Here is a 22,888-nt window from a genome sequence, read left to right as displayed (position 1 = left end):
CCAGGGTTCGCCGCCGGCCGCCGCGCTCAGCGCCGAGTATCGCTGTCGCGGAGCAGGGTGTTCATGATCGCGCCGATCTCCTTCGCGCCCCGCGGATTCATCATTCCGGTGTGCCACTCGTCGATCGGGATCTCGTGGATGGTCCCCGAGATGTGCCCGTCCCAGGTGTCCGCGATCTGATCGCGGTAGGACTCGCGCGTGGCGACGAACAGGACGGCGTCTCCGTCGTAGTGCGGCGGCGTGTGCGGGACCGGGGTGGTGAAGCATTCGGTCACGCGTTCCACCTGCTGCGCGGTCAGGATGCCTTCGCTGCTGAGCCGCTCGGCGATGAGCGGCAGCACCTCGTGCGGATCGTCGATCTGCTGATCGTCGGGCAGCGCGAGGAATTCGCGCCACCCGCGCAGGAACTCGGCGAGCTCCACCTGATCCCGCTCGCTGTCCGGTACCGGCGGCTCCGGGAGATTCTCCGCCACGCCCGCGTCCACGAGGGCGAGCAGACCCACCGAATGGCCCGATTCCTGCAGCCGCGCCGCCATGGCGTGCGCGATCTTCCCGCCGAGCGACCAGCCGAGCAGGTGATAGGTGGTGTCGGGGAAGGCCCGCAGGATCTCCTCGACGTACCGCTCGGCGTACGCGTCCACCGATTCGAGCCGGGGCCCGTTCTCGACGATGTACGGATCCTGCAGTGCGTAGATCGGCCGATCCGGATCCAGGTGTCCCGCGAGCGCGCCGTACACCCAGGACAGGCCGCCGCCGGGATGCACGCAGAACAGCGGGGTCTTGTGCCCGCCCGACCGCAGCGGTGACAGCACACCGAGCGAAATGCCCATCTCCGATTGCGGCGCAGCCAGATACCGGGCCAGCGAGGCCGGGGTCGAATCGGCGAACAGCAATCGGTAGGGCACCGCGGTGCCGGTGCGCGCCCGCAGCTGCGACGTCAGGCGCATGGCGACCACCGATGTTCCGCCCAGGGTGAAGAAGTCGTCGTCCACGCCCACCCGCTCGACCTCGAGGATCTCGGAGAAGACCTCGACCACGATCTGCTCGAGCGGCGTCGACGGCGCACGGTACGGCGTCACCACCCACTCCGGCGCGGGCAGCGCCCGCCGGTCCACCTTGCCGTTCACGGTCAGCGGCAGCGTGTCGAGCACGGTGACGGTGTCGGGCACCATGAACGACGGCAGTCGGTGCGCCACCGCTTGGCGGATCGCCGCCGGCTCCGCGGTGCGGCCCGGTGCGGCGGTGACGTAGGCCGCCAGGCGCACGCCGCCGGTCTCGCTGCCGCCGGGCGTGTGCACGGTGACCACCGACTGGCGCACGGCGTCCAAATCCGCCAGCGCCGTTTCGATTTCGCCGAGTTCGAGCCGCTGGCCGCGGATCTTGACCTGGAAGTCGGCGCGGCCCGCGAACATCAGCACCGCGTCTCCGTCCGCGTCGCACGCCCACCGCACCAGGTCCCCGGTGCGGTACATGCGCGACCCGGCCGGTCCGAAGGGATCGGCCACGAAGGACGTCGAGGTCCGGCCCGCCCGGTCGATGTATCCCCGGGCCAGGCTCGGGCCCGCCACGTACAGCTCCCCGACCGCGCCCGGCGGCACCGGCCGCAGCGCCGAGTCCAGCACCGTGAGCCGGGCGTCCGGAATCGGCCCGCCCAGCGACACCGGCACCCCGGTCCGCAGCGGCAGGCCCGCGATCCACATCGAGCACTCGCTGGGACCGAACACGTTGTGCACCCGGCGAATACCGGCGGCGTCGGTGCCCGACCAGCGCCGCACCAGTTCCGGCGGGCACGCCTCGCCGCCGCACAGGAGCTCGCGGAAGTCGTCGAGCCCGGTGGGATCGACCGACATCGCCACGGCCGGGGAGAGGAAGGCGTGCGTGATGCGCTCGGCGCGCAGCAGTTCGGCCAGCGGTTCCGCGGCGAAGACGTCGTCCGGCGCGACCACCAGCACCGCGCCCACCGGTATCGCGACCAGCAGCTCGATGATGGCGGCGTCGAAAGTGCGTGCGGTCCCGGCCAATACGCGGGAGTCCGCGTCCGGCTCGTACCGTTCGAGCTGAATGGCCATGACGGCCGCGAGCCCGGTGTGGGTGACCGCGACGCCCTTGGGCTTGCCGGTCGACCCGGAGGTGTAGATGACGTAGGCGGTGTTGTCCGGCCGTACTGCTCCGCCCCGGTCCGCATCGCTGACCGCGACATCGCCGTACCCGCTGAGATCGAGCGCGTCCAGATCGATCACCCGGACGTCCTCGCCCACCCAGTCGGCCGGATTCGTGCCGGCGGCACCGCCCGCCCGCGAACGGATTTCGGTGCTGGTGAGCATGACGGTCGCCGTGCAGTCGGCCAGGATGAACCGATTGCGCTCGGCGGGATGGGCGGGATCCATCGACACGAACGCCGCGCCGGTCCGGGCCACGGCCCACACCGCCCGCACCCATTCGGCCGATCGCGGAATTGCCACCGCGACAATCGACTCGGGCCCCACGCCCGCCTCGATCAGCATGCGCGCACACTGATTCGACCACCGATCCAGCTCCCGGTAGGTCCACTCGCCGCCGGCGTCGGCCAGCGCGATCCGGTCCGGGTGCTCGACGGCCGCGCGATCCAGAATCTCGGCGAGCGTGCTGCGCTCGGGACCGCGCGGTCCACCTCCCCACCGCGACAACAGTTCCCGCTCGGCCGGATCGAGCACCTCGATGTCCCGCAGCCCCACCTCGGGGTCCGCGGCCACCGCGGCGATGACGTCGTGCAGGCGACGGGTCAGCGCGAGGATGGTCGGCCGGTCGAACAGATCGAGCGCGTAGCTCACCCCGACCAGCAGACCGCCGTCGTTGCCCGGGTCGTCGGACACGGTGACGGTGAGGTCGAATCGCTCGACCCCGCTGCCGAGATCGATGGGCGTGCACCGGATTCCCGGCAGCAGATCGTCCGCCGGATCCAGATCCAGGTTCTGGAACGCCAGCATCACCTGGAACAGCGGGTGATGCGCCTGGGTGCGCGGCGGATCCACGGCCTCCACCACCCGCTCGAACGGGATGTCGGCGTGGGCGAAGGCCGCCAGATCGACCCGGCGGCATTCGTCGAGCAGGTCGCCGAACGAGCCGGCCTCATCGATCCGGGTGCGCAGGACCAGCGTGTTGACGAACATGCCGATGAGCCCGTCCAGCGCCGCGTCGCCGCGGCCCGCGACGGGTGTGCCCACCGCGATGTCGCCGCCGCCCGAGACCCGGGCCAGCACGATCGCCAGCGCGGCGTGCATGACCATGAACACCGTCGCGCGGTGTGCGCGCGCGATCTCGTGCAGACTCGCGGCGGTGGTCGCGTCCACCGCGAACGAGTAGGTGTCCCCGCGGTGGGTGGCCACCGCGGGCCGGGTTCGGTCGGCGGGCAGCTCGATGCGATCGGGCAACCCGGCGAGCTGTTCGGTCCAGTACGCGACCTGACGGGCCGACACGCTCGCCCGATCGGACTCGGACCCGAGGACCTCGCGCTGCCACAGCGTGTAGTCGGCGTACTGCACCGGCAACGGCGCTGCCCATTCCGGAGCCCGTCCGGCCCGGCGCGCGTCGTACGCCAGTGCCAGGTCCTGTGCCAGCGGCGCGAGCGACCAGCCGTCGGCCGCGATGTGGTGCATCACCAGCACCAGGACGTGCTCACCGGAACCGCTGTCCAGCAACGTGACCCGCAGCGGCGGTGCGGTCGTGAGCTCGAAGCCGCGCCGCACCAGCGGCACCAGCTCGCGGTCGAGATCGCCCGGCTCGACCCGGCGCTGTTCGATGATCGTCACCGATTCGGCCGCCGGAATGATCCGCTGGTAGGGATTGCCGTCCCGGTCCGGGAACACCGTGCGCAGGGTTTCGTGGCGCGCCACCACATCCCCGATGGCGGCGGTCATCGCGGCGACGTCCAGCTCGCCGGTCAGGCGCAGCACGAGCGGGATGTTGTAGGCCGGTGAGTCCGGTTCGAGGCGGTTGATGAACCACATTCGCCACTGCGCGAACGACAACGGCGGGTATTCGGGCCGTTCGCGCACCACGAGCGCGGACCGGCCCGGCGCGACGCCGGTCGACCGGTCGGCGAGCAGGCTGCCCAGCCGGGCCGCGGTGGGCGCGTCGAACACGTCGCGCACGCTCACCTCGACCCCCGCCGCCGCGGCCACCCGGGCCGCGACGCGGGTCGCGGACAGCGAATGCCCGCCGAGATCGAAGAAGTCGTCGTCCGCACCGACCCGGTCCACCTCCAGAATCTCGGTGAAGGCCGCGACCACGATGTCCTCGAACGGCGTCGCGGGCGCCCGATAGGTGACGGTGACCCACTCGGGGGCGGGCAGCGCGCGCCGGTCCACCTTGCCGCTCGAGGTGAGCGGCAGGGCGTCCAGCACGATGACGATGCCCGGAACCATGAACGAGGGCAGCCGCTGCGCCACCTCCTGCCGGACGGCGTCCGGATCGGGGAACTGCCCGGGGGCCGGTGTGACGTAGGCGGCCAATCGCACCGCGCCGCCGGGGTCTTCGCCCGCGGTGTGCGGGACGACCACCGCGGCGCCGACCTCGGCGAGCCGGGCCAGCGCGGTTTCGATCTCGCCGAGTTCGAGGCGCTGGGCCCGGATCTTGATCTGCCGGTCGGCGCGCCCGGCGAACATCAGCGCGTGCGTGTCGCCGGAGGGCACCCACCGCACCAGATCTCCGGTGCGGTACATCCGCGCGCCGTCCGTTCCGTCGGGATCGGCGACGAAGGACCCGGCGGTCAGCCCCGCCTGGCCGAGGTAGCCGCGCGCGACGCCCGGTCCGGCGATGTACAGCTCGCCGACCACGCCCAGGGGCACCGGGCGCAGCCACGCGTCCAGCACCGTGAGCCGCAGGCCCGGAATCGGCCCGCCCAGCGATACCTGCTCGCCCGCGAGCAATTCCGCGACGGCGGCCCAGATCGTGGTCTCACTCGGCCCGTACAGGTTGAACAGCCGGCGGACGCCCGCGCTGTCGCTGCGGGACCACTGGCGCACCAGCGTCTGCGGGCACGCTTCACCGGCCACCATGAGCACGCGCAACGTGTCCAGCCGCCGGGCGTCCAGGGTGGCGGCCACCGCGGGCGTCAGACAGGCGTGGGTGACCCCTTCGGCTTCGATCAACTCCGTCAGGTCGGGGCCAGCGAAGGTCTCGCCGGGGGCGACGATCAGGGCCGATCCGGCGGTGACCACCGACAGCATCTCGAACACCGCGGCATCGAAAGTACGTGCGGCTACGGCCAATACCCGCGCGTCCACGCCCAACTCGAAGCGGCGGCGCTGTTCGGTCGTGACCGCCGCCAGTCCGGCGTTGGTGACCGCGACGCCCTTCGGCGTGCCGGTGGTGCCCGAGGTGTACACCAGGTACGCGGTGTTGCCCGGCCGGACGCTTGCGCTCCGGTCGGCGTCGGTCACCGGCACATCGCTGAACTCCAGCAGGTCCACCAGATCCGGGTCGATGAACCCGATGCCGTCGTCGTGCCATTCGGCCGGTCCGGATTTCTGTGCGCCGGTTGGTGTTCCGGTATGGGCGAGAACCACTGCCGCGTCCACGTCGGTGAGTACGAACCGGTTCCGCTCGTGCAACTGGGCCGGATCGATCGAGACGAAGGCGGCCCCGGTCTTGGCCACCGCCCACACCGCCCGCACCCACGCCGCCGAGCGCGGCAGCGCGATGGCCACGACCCGCTCCGGGCCCGCCCCGCGCTCGATGAGCAGGCGCGCGCACCGATTCGACCAGCGATCGAGTTCCCCGTACGTCAGACGATGCCCGGCGTCGGCGACCGCGAGGTGCTCCGGGAACCGCGCGGCGGCCCGGGCGAGCATCTCGTTCAGTGTGATCGGATCGGGTGCGGAGCCCGCATCGCCCCACTGCCGCACCGACTTCCGTTCGGCGGCGTCGAGCGGGTCGAGTTCGTGCAGGGCCGTCGCGGGGTCGCCCGCCGCCGCGATCAGGATGCGTTCGAACCGGCGTGCGAGCGCCGCAACGGTCGCCCGGTCGAACAGGTCCGTGGCGTAGCCGATGGTGACCGGGATGTCGCCCCGGGCGTCCGGTATGTCGGCGACGGTGATGGACAGGTCGAACCGTTCGACGGTGACGCCGAGACTCATCGGCGCGACCCGCAGCCCGGGCAGCTGTGCGGCCGCCGGATCCAGATCCAGGTTCTGGAAGGCCAGCATCACCTGGAACAGCGGGTGGTGCGCCTGCGTGCGGGGCAGGTCGATGGCCTCCACCACCTGCTCGAACGGAATGTCCGCGTGTGCGAAGGCATCGAGATCGACCCGCCGGACCTGACCGAGCAGATCCGCGAACGACCCGGCCTCGTCGACGCGCGTGCGCAACACGAGCGTATTGACGAACATGCCGACGAGATCGTCCAGCGCGGCCGCGCCGCGGCCCGCGATCGGGGTGCCGATCGCGATGTCGGACGCGCCGGACAGCCGGGACAGCAGCAGCGCCACCGCGGCGTGCACGACCATGAAGACCGTCACCCCGTTCGCCTCGGCCATCGTGCCCAGGCGCGCGAACAATCCGGCGTCCAGCGCGAAGGCGTGGCTGTGACCGGCGTGCGAGGGGACCATCGGCCGCGGCCGATCGGCGGGCAATTCCAGTCGATCCGGCAGCCCGGCCAAATGCGCTGTCCAGTAGGCGAGTTGAGCGGCCGCCCGCGACTGCGGATCGTCCTGCGCACCCAGCGTCGCGCGCTGCCACAGCGTGTAGTCGGCGTACTGGACCGGCAGCGGAACCCAGCGCGGGGACCGTCCCGAGCGCCGCGCGGCGTACGCGGTGGACAGGTCGCGGGCCAGCGGTGCGATCGACCAGCCGTCCGCGGCGATGTGATGGATCACCAGCGCGAGCACGTGATCGCCGGAATCGCTGTCCAGCAGCGTGACTCGTATCGGCAGCTCCGCGGACAGGTCGAAGCCGTACCGGATCGCCACCGCGACAGCGGCTTCGAGCCCGTCGGGCGTGACCGTCTGCTCGATGACCGGGAGCACGGCCTGCTCGGCGGGCAGCACCCGCTGATACGGCGTGCCGTCCGCGTCGGGGAACATCGTGCGCAGGCTCTCGTGCCTGCCCACCACGTCGGCGAGCGCGGCGATCAGCGCCTCGGTGTCGAGGTCGCCGGTCAACCGCAGCACCAGCGGAATCGTGTACGCCCCCGCGGCGCCCTGGAATCGGTTGATGAACCACATGCGCAGCTGGGCGAAGGACAGCGGCACCCGGTCGGGACGCTCCCCGGCGATCAGCTCGGGTCCCGCCGCGGCATCCGGTGTCGCGTCCAGCACCCGCGCCAGCAGCACGGGGGTCGGCGACTCGAACACATCGCGCACCCCGATCCGGGCGCCCGAGGTCACGGCGAGCCGGGCGGTCACGCGCATCGCCGAGAGAGAATGCCCGCCCAGGGCGAAGAAATCGTCGTCCACACCGACCCGGTCGAGCCCGAGCACCTCGGCGAACGCCTCGGCCACCGTGCGCTCGGCCGGGGTCGACGGCTCGCGATAGGCGCGGCCCGACTGCTCCGGTTCGGGCAGCGCGGCGCGATCCACCTTGCCGCTGACCGTGAGCGGGAACTCGGGCAGCACGGTGCACATATCGGGCACCATGTGCGCGGGCAGCCTGTGCCGCGCGCCGGCCAGGACCCCTTCCGGTTCGAGGTCGTCGCCCACGAGATAGGCGATGAGCCGACCGGATCGGGCGTGCTGCACCACGATCACGCTCTGCACCCCGGGTTGCTCGCCGAGCACCGCCTCGATCTCGCCGAGTTCGACGCGCTGCCCGCGCACCTTGACCTGGAAGTCGTTGCGGCCCGCGAACTCCAGGGTGCCGCTCGTGTTCCAGTACGCCAGGTCGCCGGTCCGGTAGAGCCGGGAACCGTCGCGGCCGAAGGGATCGGCGACGAAGGCCGCTGCGGTCTGCCCCGGCCGGTTCGAGTAGCCGCGGGCCTGCTGGATGCCGCCCAGATACAGCTCGCCCCGGACGCCGACCGGCACCGGACGCAGCAGCGCGTCCAGGACCACCGCTTCGATGCCGCGGATCGGACCGCCGAGGGTCACCGGCGCGTCCGGCGCCATCGGCTCGCTCAGCAGGGTGACGATGACCGTCTCGGTGGGTCCGTACGCGATGTACAGGTTCCGGTTCGGCGCCCACGCGGCCACCAGCTCCGCGGGCACGCGTTCGCCGCCGGTGACCAGCACCCGCAGGGTGTCCAGCCCGGCCGGGGACATGGTCGACAGCACGCTGGTGGTGACGAAGGCGTGCGTGACCCGTTGCCGCCGAATGAGATCGGTGAGCCCGGGCCCGCCGAACACGTCCTGCGGTGACACCACCAGCGTGGCGCCGTGCGGATGCGCCATGAGCAGTTCCATCATCACCGCGTCGAAGCCCGTCGCAGAGACGGCCAGCACCCGGGCGTCCGGGTCCAGCGCGTATCGCTCGCGCTGCTCGGCGGCGAAGTTCGCCAGACCGTCGTGGCTGACCACCACGCCCTTGGGTGTCCCGGTGGAGCCGGAGGTGTAGACGACGTAGGCGATGTTGGCCGTGCGGAGTGGCCGCGTCCGGACGGTGTCGTCCACCGGGTCCGCGGCGAACTCCGCGAGCCGAGCGGGCAGTTCCGGGTCGTCGAGCATCACCCGGTCGATGGTGTCCGGCACGGTGGCGACCGTCTCGTTCACCGAAAGCACCAGGCGCACATCGGAATCGGCGATCATTCCGACGACGCGTTCCAGCGGGTGCCGCGGGTCGATCGGCACGAAGGCCGCACCGGTCTTGGTCACCGCCCACAGCCCGACGAGGAACTCGGTGCTGCGCGGCAGCGCCAGGGCGACCGCGGTGCCCGGTCCGGCGCCGCGGTCGATCAGCAAGCGCGCCAGCCGGTTCGACCGGGCATCGAGCTCACCGAAGCTCATCGTCCCGGTGCCGGCCACGATCGCGGGGGCGGCCGGGTCGATGGCCGCGCCCGCGGCGAGCAGTTCCGCCAGCGTGCGCGCCCGCTGCGCCGGGAGACCGCGAACCGGTGCGAGCCGGTCGCGTTCGGCGGGGGAGAGCAGATCGATGGACTCGGCAGTGCCCGGGACGTCGGCGGTGAGTGCGGTCAATGCGCGCACCAGCCGGTCCGCCACGGTCCGCACCCACTCGGGCTCGAAGGTGTCGGGCCGGTACTGCAGCAGCGCCCGGAACGGCTGGCCCTTGATCACCACCAGGGCCAGCGGATAGTGCGCGGCGTCGTTCGAGCGCAGTTCCTCGACGCGCATGTCGTCGATCGCCGCGGCCTGGGCCGCGAGCGCGGCCTCGTCCACGGGATAGGACTCGAAGACCAGCACGGTATCGAAGAGCACCGAAACATCCAGTGCGGCATGGATATCGGACAGTCCGATGTGGTGATGGTCCAGCAGGGCCGACTGCTCCGCCTGCACGCGGTTCAGCAGCGCGGCGACGGGCTCGCCGGTCCGCGGCCGGATCCGCACCGGAATGGTGTTGATGAACAGGCCCACCGCGGCTTCGATTCCGGGCAGCTCCGCGGGCCGCCCGGACACCGTCGCGCCGAACACGACGTCGTCGCGCCCGGCCAGATAGCCCACCACGATGGCCCAGGCCACCTGGAACAGGGTGTTCACGGTGACCCCGGCCGACACCGCCGCGGCGATCACCCGGTCGGAGAGTTCGTGATCGAGATCCACCGTGACCGAACCCATTCGCTCGGACTGGGCGGGCGCGTCGGTGTGCGGTGCGAGCAGTGTCGCGTCGGCGCCTTCGAGCGTCTCTCGCCACACCCGCACCGAGTTCGCCTGATTCTGGCGGGCGAGCCAGTCGAGATAGGACCGGTAGGAGCCCGCTGACTCGCCGCCGCCGGACCCGTCGGGTTCCGCGTATCCCGCGAGCAGGGTGCGCAGCAGGGTTGGCATGGACCAGCCGTCGAAGAGTACGTGGTGGTACGAGAGCAGCAGCGTGTACCGGTTCGGTGCCACCGTGACCAGGGTGTAGCGCATCAGTGGCGCGGTCTCGGTGTCGAACGGCTCGGCCCGGTCCCGTTCCATCACGTCCGAGAGGGAGGATTCGGACTCTGCCCGCAGGTCGATCTCGCGCCACGGCGCGGTCACCTCGTCGGCGACGATCTGCACGCCCTCACCCGCCTCGGTGGCATTGAAGGCCACGCGCAGATTCGAGTACCGCTCGAGCAGACCGTCGGCCGCGCGGCGCAGGCGTGCGGCGTCCACCCTGCCGGACAGGCCGATCGCGAGCTGGACCGCGTACACGTCCACCGTCGCCGCTGCCAGGCGGGCGTGGAACAGCAGCCCGGACTGCAGCGGTGAGAGCGGCCAGACCTCGGCCAGCGCCGGGTAGCGCGCCTCCCAGGCCGTGATGTCGGCCTGGGTGGCCCGCACGAGCGGGAAGTCGCTGGGGGTGTGCCCACCGGCGTGCGGGTTTCGCAGCCGGGCGACGACCGCGTCCAGCGCGCCGACCCACAGCCCGGCCAGTTCGTCGACCTCGGCCTCGTCGAGCAGGCCGGAGAGGTAGCCGAACGTGGCCGAGAGACTGCCGTCGGTGACGGCCGCGGTGACGTCGACAACGGCGGTCGCCAGCACGTGCAGATCGTGATCGGCGATCGGCGCGCCGAGTTCGTCGGTGACGCCGAAGTCGGAAGCGCCCGTGCCGCCCGATGTTCCGCGCGGGGAGAGCTGGCCGAGGTAGTTGAAGGCGACCTGTGCGGGCGGTGCGGCGGGCAGTGTCGGTGCCGTCTCGGGGTTGAGATAGCGCAGCAGCCCGTAGCCGATGCCGTGGTCCGGAATCGAGCGCAGGTGTTCCTTGGTGCTCTTGACCACCGCGTCGATCGCCGGGCCGCCGGCGTAGGCGTCATCGAGATCGATTCCGGCCAAGGGGATCCGGACCGGATACATCGTGGTGAACCAGCCGGCCGTCGCGGTCAGGTCCGCGCCGGGCACGGCCTGTTCCTCGCGGCCGTGCCCTTCGAGCCGGAGCAGAGTCGAGGACTCGTGGACACCGCGATCGGCCCGCCAGCGCAGGACCGCCACCGCCAGCGCGGCGACCAGCGCGTCCTGGACTTCGCCGTGGAACGCCGCGGGCACCCGGGTCAGCAGGGCCTCGGTGGTCTCCGGCGACACCCGCACCCGCCGCACCCGAATCGTGCTCGCGCCGTCGCGGGCGGGATCCGCCGCGCGCGAGCCGAGCGCGGAGTCGGGTCCGTCGGTGATGCGCTGCCACAGCGGCAGTTCCGCCGTGCGGTGCGGTGCGAGGGCGGCCTCGGCCAGGCCGTGCGCCCAGCGCCGCATGGAGGTGCCCACCGGCGGCAGCGCCACGGCGCCGTCGGCGCGATACCGCTGCCAGGCCGCGGCGAGATCGGGCAGCAGGATCCGCCACGAGACGCCGTCGACCACCAGGTGGTGCGCGACGACGACGAGCTGACCGCCCCGGCCGGTATCGGCCGGGGAGAACCAGAGCACCTGCAGCACCGCGCCTTCGGCCGGGTCGAGCCGGTTCAGCGCGGCATCGACCTCCGCCGCGACGAGCCGTTCGCGTTCGGTCGCGTCGAGATCGGGGGACAGCGGGATCGCGTGCACCAGTGCGTCGGCCTCGATCGCCTCGCTCGGGCGGGCCTCGAGCCGCCAATCCCGGCCGTCGTGCCACAGCCGGGACCGCAGCATGTCGTGCCGGTCGAGCAGCGCGCGCACGATCGCGGTCAGTCCGGTCCGATCCATGTCGGCCGGGGCGGTCAGCACCAGGGTCTGGTTCAACCGCCCGAACCCGCCCTGATCGACCATCCACCGGACGATCGGCGTCAGCGGCATCTCGCCGACTCCGCCGCCGGGCAGTTCCGTGAGAATCGTTGCGGGCTCGACCGATTCGGCCACGCTGGCCAGTGCAGCCACCGTCCGGGCCTCGAACACCTGGCGCGGAGTGAACATGACGCCGCGTTCCTTGGCCCGGGCGACCAGCTGAATCGAGACGATGCTGTCGCCGCCCAGGGCGAAGAAGTCGTCGTCGGCTCCCACACGGTCGAGTCCGAGCACCTGGGCGAAGGCCGCGGCCACGGTCTCCTCGGCCGGGCCGGCGGGCGCGCGGTACGCCGTGGTCGTCCACTCCGGCTCCGGCAGGGCCCGCAGGTCCACCTTCCCGGTCGCGGTCAGCGGCAATTCGTCCAGGACCGTGACGGTGTCGGGAACCATGTACGAGGGCAGCCGCCGTGCGGCGGCGTGCCGGATGGCGGCCGGGTCGGGCTCCCGGCCGGGAGCCGCGGTGAGGTAGGCGGCCAGCCGCACGGCATCGCCCTGGGTGACCTGGGTGACCACCGCGCGCTGCACGTCGCCGAGTTCGGTGAGCACCGCCGCGATCTCGCCGAGTTCGAGGCGCTGGCCGCGAATCTTGATCTGGGTGTCGGCGCGGCCGACCACCACCAGGGCGCCGCCGCCGTCATCCGCGGGCTGCCAGCGCACCAGATCACCGGTGCGGTACATGCGGGAACCGGCGGGACCGGACGGATCGGCCACGAAGGCCGCCGCCGTCACCCCGGCGCGGTTCAGGTAACCCCGCGCCACCCCCGGCCCGCTGACGTACAGCTCGCCGACCACGCCCGGCGGCACCTCGGTCAGCCAGGCGTCCCGGACCGACGAGCGAATGCCGGGAATCGGGGTTCCGATCGATACCGGCTCGCCGGCAACCGATTCCGTGCCGGTGACCCAGATCGTCGCCTCGCTGGGGCCGTACAGGTTGTGCACGGCGCGCAGGCCCGCCGCGTCACTGCCGGACCACTTGCGCACCAGGTCCGGCGGGCACGCCTCACCGGCGAGCACCAGCACCCGCAGCTCGTCGAGCCGATCCGGGTCGAGGGTGGCCCCGACCGCGGGAGTCAAGCATGCGTGCGTCACCCGCTCGGTGCGCATGAGCTCGGTCAGCGGTGCGCCGGCGAAGATCTCGGCCGGCGCCACGACCAGTGTCGCGCCGACCGGCACGGCGAGCAGCAGTTCGAAGATCGCCGCGTCGAAAGTGCGCGCGGCGACCGTCAATACGCGGGCGTCGGCGGTCGTGGCGAGCTCGTGACGCTGTGCCGTGGTGATCGCGGTGAGGCCCGCGTGGGTGACCGTCACTCCCTTCGGGATGCCCGTCGAGCCCGAGGTATAGACGATGTAGGCCGTGGTGTCCGCGCGCACCGGGCCGAGTCGGTCGGCATCGGTGAGCGGAGCGGAATCCCGTGCGGCCGGATCGAACTCGGCCAGATCCAGGACGGCCGTCCCCGGGGTGTCCCAGGCCGCGGCCGTATCGGCGGTCAGCACGATCGTGGCCGCGCAGTCGGCGAGGATGCCGAGATTGCGTTCCCGCGGCTGGGCCGGATCGAGGGAGACGAACGCCGCGCCGGTCTTGGCGACCGCCCATACCGCCCGCACCCAGTCCGCGGATCGCGCGATGGCGATGGCAACCGCGGTTTCCGGTCCGGCTCCGTGGGCGATCAGCGCCCGCGCGCAGCGGTTCGACCAGTCGTCGAGCTCGCGGTAGGTCCGGGTGCGGTCCCCGAACGTGAGCGCGGGCCGGTCCGCGAATTCGCGGGCGGCGTGCTCGAGGATCTCGGCCAGCGTGCGGGGCTCCGGACCGGGGCCGCCATCGTTCCACCGCCGCAGCGATTCTCGTTCATCGCCCGCGAGCAGATTCAGATCGCGCAGGCGGATCGCCGGATCGGCGACCGCGGCGCGCAGCGTGCACACGAGCCGGTCGGCGAAGGCGGCGATCGTCTGCTCGTCGAACAGATCGGCGGCGAACCCGATGGTGACGGGCACGTCTCCGCCCGCGTGCGCACCGTTGATGTCCGCCACGGTGATGGTGAGATCGAATCGCTCGACCCCGATGTCGAGGCTGCGCAGCGGTTCGACCTCGAGCCCGGGCAGCACTGCCAGCGTGGGATCCAGATCGAGGTTCTGGAAGGCCAGCAGCACCTGGAACAGCGGATGATGGGCCTGGCTGCGGGGCGGGTCCAGCGCTTCGACGACGCGTTCGAAGGGGATGTCGGCGTGTGCGAACGCGGCCAGATCCGTTGCCCGGCAGCGATCGAGCAGATCGGCGAAGGAACCGGAACCCTCGACCCGGGTGCGCAGCACGAGCGTATTGACGAACATGCCGACCAGCCCGTCCAGCGCCGCCGCGCCGCGCCCGGCGATCGGCGTGCCCACCGCGATGTCGGCGCTGCCGGACAGGCGCGAGAGCACCGTCGCCAAGGCCGCGTGCACCACCATGAACGCGGTCACCCGCCGGGTGCGTGCCACGGTGTTCAGCCCGGCCACCGTCTCGGCGTCCAGGACGAAGGTGTGGGTACCGCCGCGCTGGGACGCCACCGCCGGGCGCGGGCGATCGGCGGGCAACTCGAGGTGGTCGGGCAGTCCCGCCAAATGACCTGTCCAGTAATCCAGTTGGCGAGCGGCCGCGCTGTCCGGATCCGATTCCGCGCCGAGCAGCTCGCGCTGCCACAGCGTGTAGTCGGCGTACTGCACCGGCAGGGGCGTCCATTCGGGCGCGCGGCCCGCGCGGCGTGCGGTGTAGGCGTGGGACAGATCGCGCACCAGCGGCGCGATGGACCACCCGTCGGCCACGATGTGGTGCAGCACCGTGACCAGCAGATGGTCATCGGATGCGGTGCGCAACAGCGTTGTTCGCCACGGCGGCAGCACGGCGACGTCGAAGCCCTGGCGCACGATGGCGGTCACCCGGCCGGTGATCTCGGCCGGATCGACGGTCTCGACGGCGACGGCCGAGATGTCCGTGACGTCCCGGGCCGCCAGCACCCGCTGGCACGGCACCCCGTGTTCGTCGGGGAACACCGTGCGCAGGCTCTCGTGCCGCGCGGCCAGGTCGGCGATGGCCGCGGACATGGCCGCCGCGTCCAGTTCCCCGCGCAGCCGCAGCACCATGGCGATGTTGTAGGCGGCGGAGTCGGGTTCGAATCGATTGATGAACCACATCCGAGACTGTGCGAAGGACAGGGGAATTCGGTCCGGGCGGGGCTGCGGGGTGAGTGGAATGCCCGGCTGTTCGGCCGACCGCGCCGCCAGGACGGCGGCGAGCCGGGTGGGGGTGGGAGCGTCGAAGACGTCGCGCACCTCGACCGTGACACCGGTGGCCGTGGCGACCCGTGAGGCCACGCGGGTCGCGGACAGGGAGTGCCCGCCGAGCGCGAAGAAGTCGTCGTCGGCCCCGACCCGGGCGATGCCGAGAATCTCGGCGAAGACCGAGACCACGACCTCCTCCATGGGTGTGGCCGGCGCCCGGTAGACCGAGGCGAGCAGCTGCGGTTCGGGCAGGGCGCGCCGATCCACCTTGCCGCTGGGCAGCAGCGGCAGCTCGTCCAGGATGACGATGGCCCCCGGAATCATGAACTCCGGCAGGCGATGGGTGGCGAACTCGCGCACCTCGGCGACCAGATCACCGATGCCGGGGTCGTTGGCGTAGGCGCTCGGCACGTCCAGCGGACCCGCGGCCAGGTAGAGGTCGTCGAATACCGCGGCGTCGTCGGCTTCCCGGACCAGCAGCGCGTCCATCAGGCCCGGCACCGGCGACCAGGTGACCGCGACGGTGTAGCCCGATGCCGTTCCGACTTCGCGAATCTCGTGCGGCAGCACCGAGGTTGTCGTATGCGTCAGGTCCAGCTCCGCCACCGGGGTGTGCTCGTCCGCCGCGTCCACCGTCCTGGTGGCCGTGACGTCGGACATCGTTCCGGTCTGCGGGATTCCGGTGACGCGCAGCGCGCCGGGATCGTCGGCGGCGAGCCGCTCGCGCAGTCCGCTCAGGTCACCGAAGTCGGTCCAGGCCCGCTGCGGCAGGCCGGCCAGCGAGCGCACGCGCGCCGGGGTTTTGCGCAGCACGATGTCGTAGCGGTAGCGCGTCAGCTCGTTGTCGACCGGCGCGTACTTCAGTTCGATGTCCACCGCGGCGATCTCGGCGATCTGTTCCCGCAGGGCGAGGAAGAATTCCGGGGCGACCAGCAATTCCTGTTCGGCCAGCAGGGTCCGGCGCGCGCGTTCGCGCACCGCGGCCGCCGTGTCCTCGTCCCCGCTGCCGGCCAGCTGGGTGCCGGTGGCGAATTCCCGCAGCAGCGACAGGTTTCGGATGTCGCCCAGGAACAGCGCGCCGCCGGGGGCCAGCAGTCCCATGACCTTGGCGATCACGTCGATCAGGTAGGCCGCGTTCGGGAAGTACTGCGCGACCGAGTTGATGACCACCACGTCGAATCGGCCCGCGGGCAGATCGGTGGTGTCGTCGGCGGCCTGTACGCGCAGCAGGACCCGCTCGGCCCAGTCCACCGCCGACTCGTGCAGGCGCGAACGGAGATTGGCGATGGTCGCCGCCGAGAAGTCGGTGCACCAGTACTCGGCGCACCGCTCGGCCAGTCGCGACATGAGCAGGCCCGATCCGACGCCGATCTCCAGCACGTGTTCGGGCCGCAGTTCCAGGACCCGGTCCACCACCGCGTCCCGCCACTCGCGCATCTGCGGCACCGGAATCGGCTCACCGGTGTAGCTGCTGTTCCAGCCGCCGAAATCCGCGTCCAGGGCGAGCGGTTCGGCGAATTCCCGGCCGTTGCCGAGATAGCTCTCCTTGCCCCCGTACAGGTTGTCGTAGACCTGGCGCCAGTGGTCGACGAGGTCGGCGGCGCGGTCGTCGTCGTCCCCGACGCTCGCGGCGCGGTCGCGCACGATGTAGGCGACCAATTGCTTGTCGAGCACGGCGGATTCGTCGCCGGACCCGAGCGTGCGCGCCACGACGACCGCCCGCGAGATCGCCGGATGCGCCACCAGGGCGGCTTCGACCTCCCCGGGTTCGATGCGATAGCCGCGCACCTTGACCTGATCGTCGGCGCGGCCCGCGAATTCCAGGACGCCGTCGCGGGTCCACCGCACCACGTCCCCGGTGCGATACATGCGCTCGGCGGTACCGAACGGGCACGCCACGAACCGCTGTGCGGTCAGCGCGAGCCTGCCGGAGTAGCCGCGCGCCAATTGCGCACCGGCCACGTACAACTCGCCGGCCACGCCCGTCGGCACCGGCCGCAGTCGCGCGTCCAGGATGAACACCCGCACGTTCGGCACCGGTGCGCCGATCGGCACCCGGGCGCCGGGCGCCCAGGGCTGCGCGGCGAGGATTCGGTGGGTCGTGACGCAGACCGTGTTCTCGGTCGGTCCGTAGGCGTTGGCGATGTCGATGCCGGGCCAGCGGTCACGGAAACGGGTCACCGCCGCCGAACTCAGCGCGTCGCCGCCGGTGACGACCTGTCGCACCGATTCGGCCGCGAGTTCGGGCCCGGCGGTGGCGAGCAGTTCGAACAGGGCGGTGGCCACGAAGAGCGTGGTCACGCGATGGCGGGCCACCGTGCGCATCAGCACGGTGAGATCGAGTCGATCGGGCGGTGCGACGACGAGGGTCGAGCCCGCGAGCACCGCGGGCCAGAGCTCGTACGCGGAGGCGTCGAAGGCCATCGAGGAGTGCAGCAGCACCCGCTCGCCCGGCCCGCCGGGCCAGCCGTGCACCGCCATGTTGATGACGCCGTGGTGCTGGACCACAACGCCCTTGGGGCGTCCGGTCGAGCCGGAGGTGTAGATGACGTACGCCGCGTCGGACGGCGACAGCCCGGGCAGCTCACCGCCGGCCACATCGCCGTCGAGCGCGGTCTCGTCCAGGCACAGCGGCACCCGATCGCCCAGCGGCAGCTCCGCCGCGGCGGCCGCGGTGGTGACCACGAGCACCGGGTCGGCGTCGTTCAGGATGAATTTGATTCGGCTGCTCGGGTATTCGGTGTCGATCGGCAGGTACGCGGCGCCGGCCGCCACCACCGCGAGCAGCGCCGTCACCAGATCGGCCGAGCGCGGCATCGCGACCGCGACCACCGAGCCCCGCACCACACCCCGGGACATCAGGACGCGGGCGAGAACATCGACGCGCGTGGCGAGCTCGCGATAGGTCAGCTCACCGTCCGCGTGGGCGACGGCGATCGCGTCCGGCGCCTGCGCGACCCGTTCGGCGAACAGCCGGTCCAGCGAGGGCGCCTGCGGCAGGGCCGCGGACGTGTCGTTCCAGACCCGCAGCAGCCGGTCGTGCTCCTGCGGCGCGAGCAGCTCCATGCGGTCGATGGACACGGCGGGATCGGCGGTGACCGTCGCCAGCAGGCGCAGGTACCGGTCGGCGAGGTCGAGCACGGTGCCGCGATCGAAAAGGTCGGTGGCGTATTCGATCCGGCCCGACAGCACCGGCGCGGCGGTGCTGTCGGCGGGATCCATCCGCTCGACCACGTCGACGTGCAGATCGAATTTGGCGGTGCCGGTGAGCGCCGGGACGATCTCGGCGTCCAGCTCCGGCAGGCGCAGATCGGGCAGCAGGTTGTTCTGCAGGGCGAACGACACCTGGAACAGCGAGTGGTAGGCCGGTGAGCGGGTCGGCTGCAGCAGTTCGACCAGCCGCTCGAAGGGCGCGTCCTGATTCTCGTAGGCGGTCAGGGCCTTTCGGCGGACCTGTTCGAGCACCTGCTCGAACCGCGGGTCGCCGGACAGGTCCACCCGCAGCACCCAGGTGTTGACGAAGAAGCCGATCAGATCGTGGGTCGCCTCCTGCGTTCGCCCGGCGACCGGGCCGCCGATGCAGACGTCGTCCCCGGCGCCGAGCTGGGACAGCAGCACCGCGAGGGCGGACTGCAGCAGCATCGACACCGTCACCTGGCGCTCGTGGGCGAGTTCGTAGAGCCGCGCGCTGAGCGCGGGCTCGAACGCGAACTCGATGACGTCGCCGCGATTGCTGGCGACCGCGGGGCGCGGGCGGTCCACCGGGAGCGTGATCGGCTGCGGTGCGTCGGCCAATTCGGTTTCCCAGTACCGGAATTGGGTCGAGAGCACGCTGTCCGGATCCGATTCCAGGCCCAGGGTCTCGCGCTGCCACAGCGCGAAGTCCGCGTACTGCACGGGCAGGGGCGTCCACGCCGGTGCGCTGTCCTGGCGGCGCGCGGTGTACGCGGCGGTCAGGTCGCGCACGAACGGCGCGATCGACCAGCCGTCCGCGGCGATGTGGTGCAGCACGAGCACCACGATGTGATCGTCGGAGCCGTTGCCCAGCACCGTCACTCGCAGCGGCGTCGAGGTCGAGACGTCGAAGCCCCGGCGGACGAGCGTGATGATGGTCCGGTCGAGCCCGGCGGGATCGGCCGTGCCCGTCTCGATTTCGGGCACGGCCGCCTCGGCGGGCAGAATCCGCTGGAACGGCACCCCGTCCTCGTGCGGGAACACCGTGCGCAGGCTCTCGTGCCGTGCGACGACATCGCCCAGGGCATCGGCCAGCGCCCGCTGATCCAGCGGGCCGCGCAGGCGCAGCACCATCGGAATGTTGTAGGCCGGTGAATCGGGCTCGAACCGGTTGATGAACCACAGTCGCGACTGCGCGAACGAGAGCGGCGTGCGTTCGGGCCGTTCGCGAACCGTCAGCGCCGCCCGGGCGGGCTGCGCGGCCGCGTCGCGGTCGGTGAGGGCCGCGGCCAGCCGGGCGGAAGTGGGGGCTTCGAAGACCTCGCGTACCCCGACCTCGGAACCCAGCAGCGCGGTCAGCCGCGAGGCCACCCGCATCGCGGACAGCGAATGCCCGCCCAGGGCGAAGAAGTCGTCGTCGACCCCGACCACGTCCAGTCCGAGCACCTCGGCGAAGACGGTGACGACGATCGTCTCGGCGGGGGTCAGGTCGGCGCGCGACGCGGTGACGGCGATGCTCGGCGCGGGCAGCGCACGCCGATCGACCTTGCCGTTGGGAGTGAGCGGCAGCGCGTCGAGCACGACCACGGCCGCGGGCACCATGTACTCGGGCAGTCGATCCGCGACGAAGCGCCGCAGCTCGGCGGCGCGCGCCGCCACATCGGCGCCGGTATCGGTATCGGAGTGATCCAGCACGACGTACCCGACCAGTCGCTTGTCCGCCACGGCCGTGGAATCGGTTGCAGCCGAGCCTATCTCGCGCGCGATCACCACCGCTTGCGCGACCAGCGGGTGCGCGGTCAGGGCGGTCTCGACCTCGCCGGGCTCGATCCGGTACCCGCGCACCTTGACCTGTTCGTCGGCGCGCGTGACGAATTCGAGGATGCCCTCGCGCGTCCACCGCACGACGTCTCCGGTGCGGTACATCCGCGTGCCGGCCCCGAACGGGCAGGCCGGGAACCGTTCCGCGGTCAAGCCCGGCCGATTGCGGTAGCCCCGCGCCAGCTGCGTTCCGGCAACGTACAGTTCGCCCGCCACGCCCACCGGGACCGGCCGCAGGCGCGAATCCAGCACGAACACCCGCATGTTCCCGATGGCCGCGCCGATCGGCACGCTGCCCCGGTACATCCCGTCCATCGCGCCGGGTATCTCGAAGGCGGTGACACACACCGTGTTCTCGGTCGGCCCGTACGCGTTGACCACTCCGATGCCGGGCCATCGATCCCGGAAACGGGTGACCGCGACCGGTCGCAGCGCGTCACCGGCGGTGACCACCCGCTGCACGGTGTCCAGGCGCAGTTCCGGGCCCGCGCCCGCGAGCACCTCGAACAGCGGCGTCGTGACGTACAGCGCCGTCACCCCGTGCCGCGCTATGGTCCGGCCCAGCTCCGCGAGATCGGCGCGACCGGGTGGTGCGACGACGAGGGTCGAACCCCCGAGCAGGGTGGGCCAGAGCTCGTACGCGGAGGCGTCGAAGGCCATCGAGGAGTGCAGCAGCACCCGCTCGCCCGGCCCGCCCGGCCAGCCGTGGGCCGCCATGTTGACCACGCCGCGGTGTTCGAGCACAACGCCTTTGGGGCGTCCGGTCGAGCCGGAGGTGTAGATGACGTAGGCGGCGTCGGCCGGGGACAGCTCGGGGAGCTCGATCCCGTCGGGCGCGCCGTCGAGCGCCTCGGTGTCCAGGCACAGCACGGGCCGCTCACCCAGCGGCAGCCCCGCCGCGGTCGCCGACGTGGTGAGAACCAGGGACGGATCGGCGTCGCCGAGGATGAATTCGATTCGGCTGCTGGGGTATTCGGGGTCGATCGGCAGATACGCGCCGCCGGCCGTGACCACCGCCAGCAGCGCGATGACCAGGTCGGCCGAGCGCGGCAGCGCCACGGCCACGACCGAGCCCCGGCCCACGCCGCGGTGCACCAGCTCGCGGGCCAGTGCGGCCACCCGCTCGTCCGTGTCCGCGTACGTCAGTTCCACCTCGCCGCAGGCCACCGCGACCGCGCTCGGGGCCGCCTCGACTCGTACGCGGAATGCCTGCGTGACAGTCGATTCCGGCTCCGCGAGCGCCGCATCGGCATTCCAGCCCGTCACCAGTTCGTCGCGCTCGGCGTCGTCGAGCAGGGCGATGTCGGCGACCAGCTGGGCCGGATCCGCGCTCACCGCGGTCAGCACGCGCAGGAAGCGGTCGGCGATGCCGGTCACGGTGTCGTGGTCGAAAAGGTCGGTGGCGTATTCGATCCGGCCCAGCAGCGTCGCGGGGGTCTCCGCGGTGGCGAGGGTTTCGATCAGATCGACGTGCAGATCGTGTTTGGCGCTCGCGGTGGACACCGGCACGAACTCCGCGACCAGATCGGGCAGTACGAGGGCGGGCAGGCCGCCGCTCTGCAACTCGAGCGAGACCTGGAACAGCGGCGCGTGCGCGGTGGACCGGATCGGGTTGATCCGCTCCACCAGCCGCTCGAACGGCGCGTCCTGATTCTCGTAGGCGGTCAGCGCTTTTCCGCGCACCTGATCCAGCACCTGGTCGAACCGCGGGTCGCCGGACAGGTCCACGCGCAGCACCCACGTGTTGACGAAGAAGCCGACCACATCGCGCAGCGCCTCGTCGGTGCGACCGCCCACCGGTCCGCCGATCGAGACGTCCGGTCCGGCGCCCAGCCGCGACAGCAGCACCACCAGGGCCGCCTGCAGCACCATGGACGCGCTCACCCGGTGTTCCCTGGCGAGCCGGTACAGCTCCTCGCGCAACGGCGCGTCGACGGTGAATTCCACGACGCCGCCGCGATTGCTCAGCACGGGCGGGCGCTGCCGGTCCGCGGGCAGCGCGATCGGCTGCGGCGCACCGGCCAATTCCCGTTCCCAGTAGCGGCATTGGGCCAGCAGGGCGCTGTCGTCGTCGGCCTCGGTGCCCAGCAGGTCCCGTTGCCACAGCGCGTAGTCCGGGTACTGCACCGGCAGCGGGCTCCAGCCCGGTTCCCGGCCCGTGGAATGCGCGCCGAACGCCGCGGACAGATCTCGCAGCAGCGGCGCCATCGACAGTCCGTCCGCGGCGATGTGATGCACCACGAGCACCAGGACGTGCTCGAGTCGCCCGGACCGCAGGATCGTGGCGCGCAGCGGCAGGTCGGTCCGCAGATCGAAGCCGCGCCGGACCCGCTGTGCCACCGCATCGCTCAGCTCGCCCGGTCCGACGTCGACGACCTCCAGGAGAGCGGCGGCGTCGGGACCGGGGACCACGTCCTGATAGGGCACCCCGTCCGCCTCGGGGTAGCGGGTCCGCAGCGCTTCGTGCCGGTCGATCAGCGTGTTCAGCGCCGCTGCCAGGGTCCCGATGTCCAGCACACCGGCCAGCCGGAAGACCAGCGGAATGTTGTAGGTCGGGGCCTCGGGTTCGAACCGGTTGCCGAACCACATCCGAAGTTGCGCGAACGACAACGGTATTCGCGCGGGACGCGGCCCGGCGACCAGCGCCGGGTGCTTGCGGCGCGGGCCGATCTCGCGTGCGGCGAGCACCCGGGCGACCCCGGCGACGGTGGGGGCGTCGAAGATGTCGCGGACGCCGACCGCGCGACCGGTCACCTCGGCCAGTCGCCCGGCCACCCGGGTGGCCGAGATGGAATGCCCGCCGAGCGCGAAGAAGTCGTCGTCGGCGCCGACGCGGG

At 71.8% G+C, this 22,888-nt stretch carries 1 protein-coding gene; it reads right to left on the bottom strand.

Annotation, left to right across the window (positions count from 1 at the left end; all coding sequences use genetic code 11):
- Positions 1-26: 26 nt before the first annotated feature.
- On the bottom strand, positions 27-22,888 hold a 22,862-nt coding region (locus ABZ319_RS34475; RefSeq protein ID WP_354990745.1), incomplete at its 5' end, for a non-ribosomal peptide synthase/polyketide synthase.

This window comes from Nocardia sp. NPDC005978, assembly GCF_040614455.1.
Taxonomy (GTDB): Bacteria; Actinomycetota; Actinomycetes; order Mycobacteriales; family Mycobacteriaceae; genus Nocardia.
This window is presented reverse-complemented; position numbering and strand designations above follow the sequence as displayed.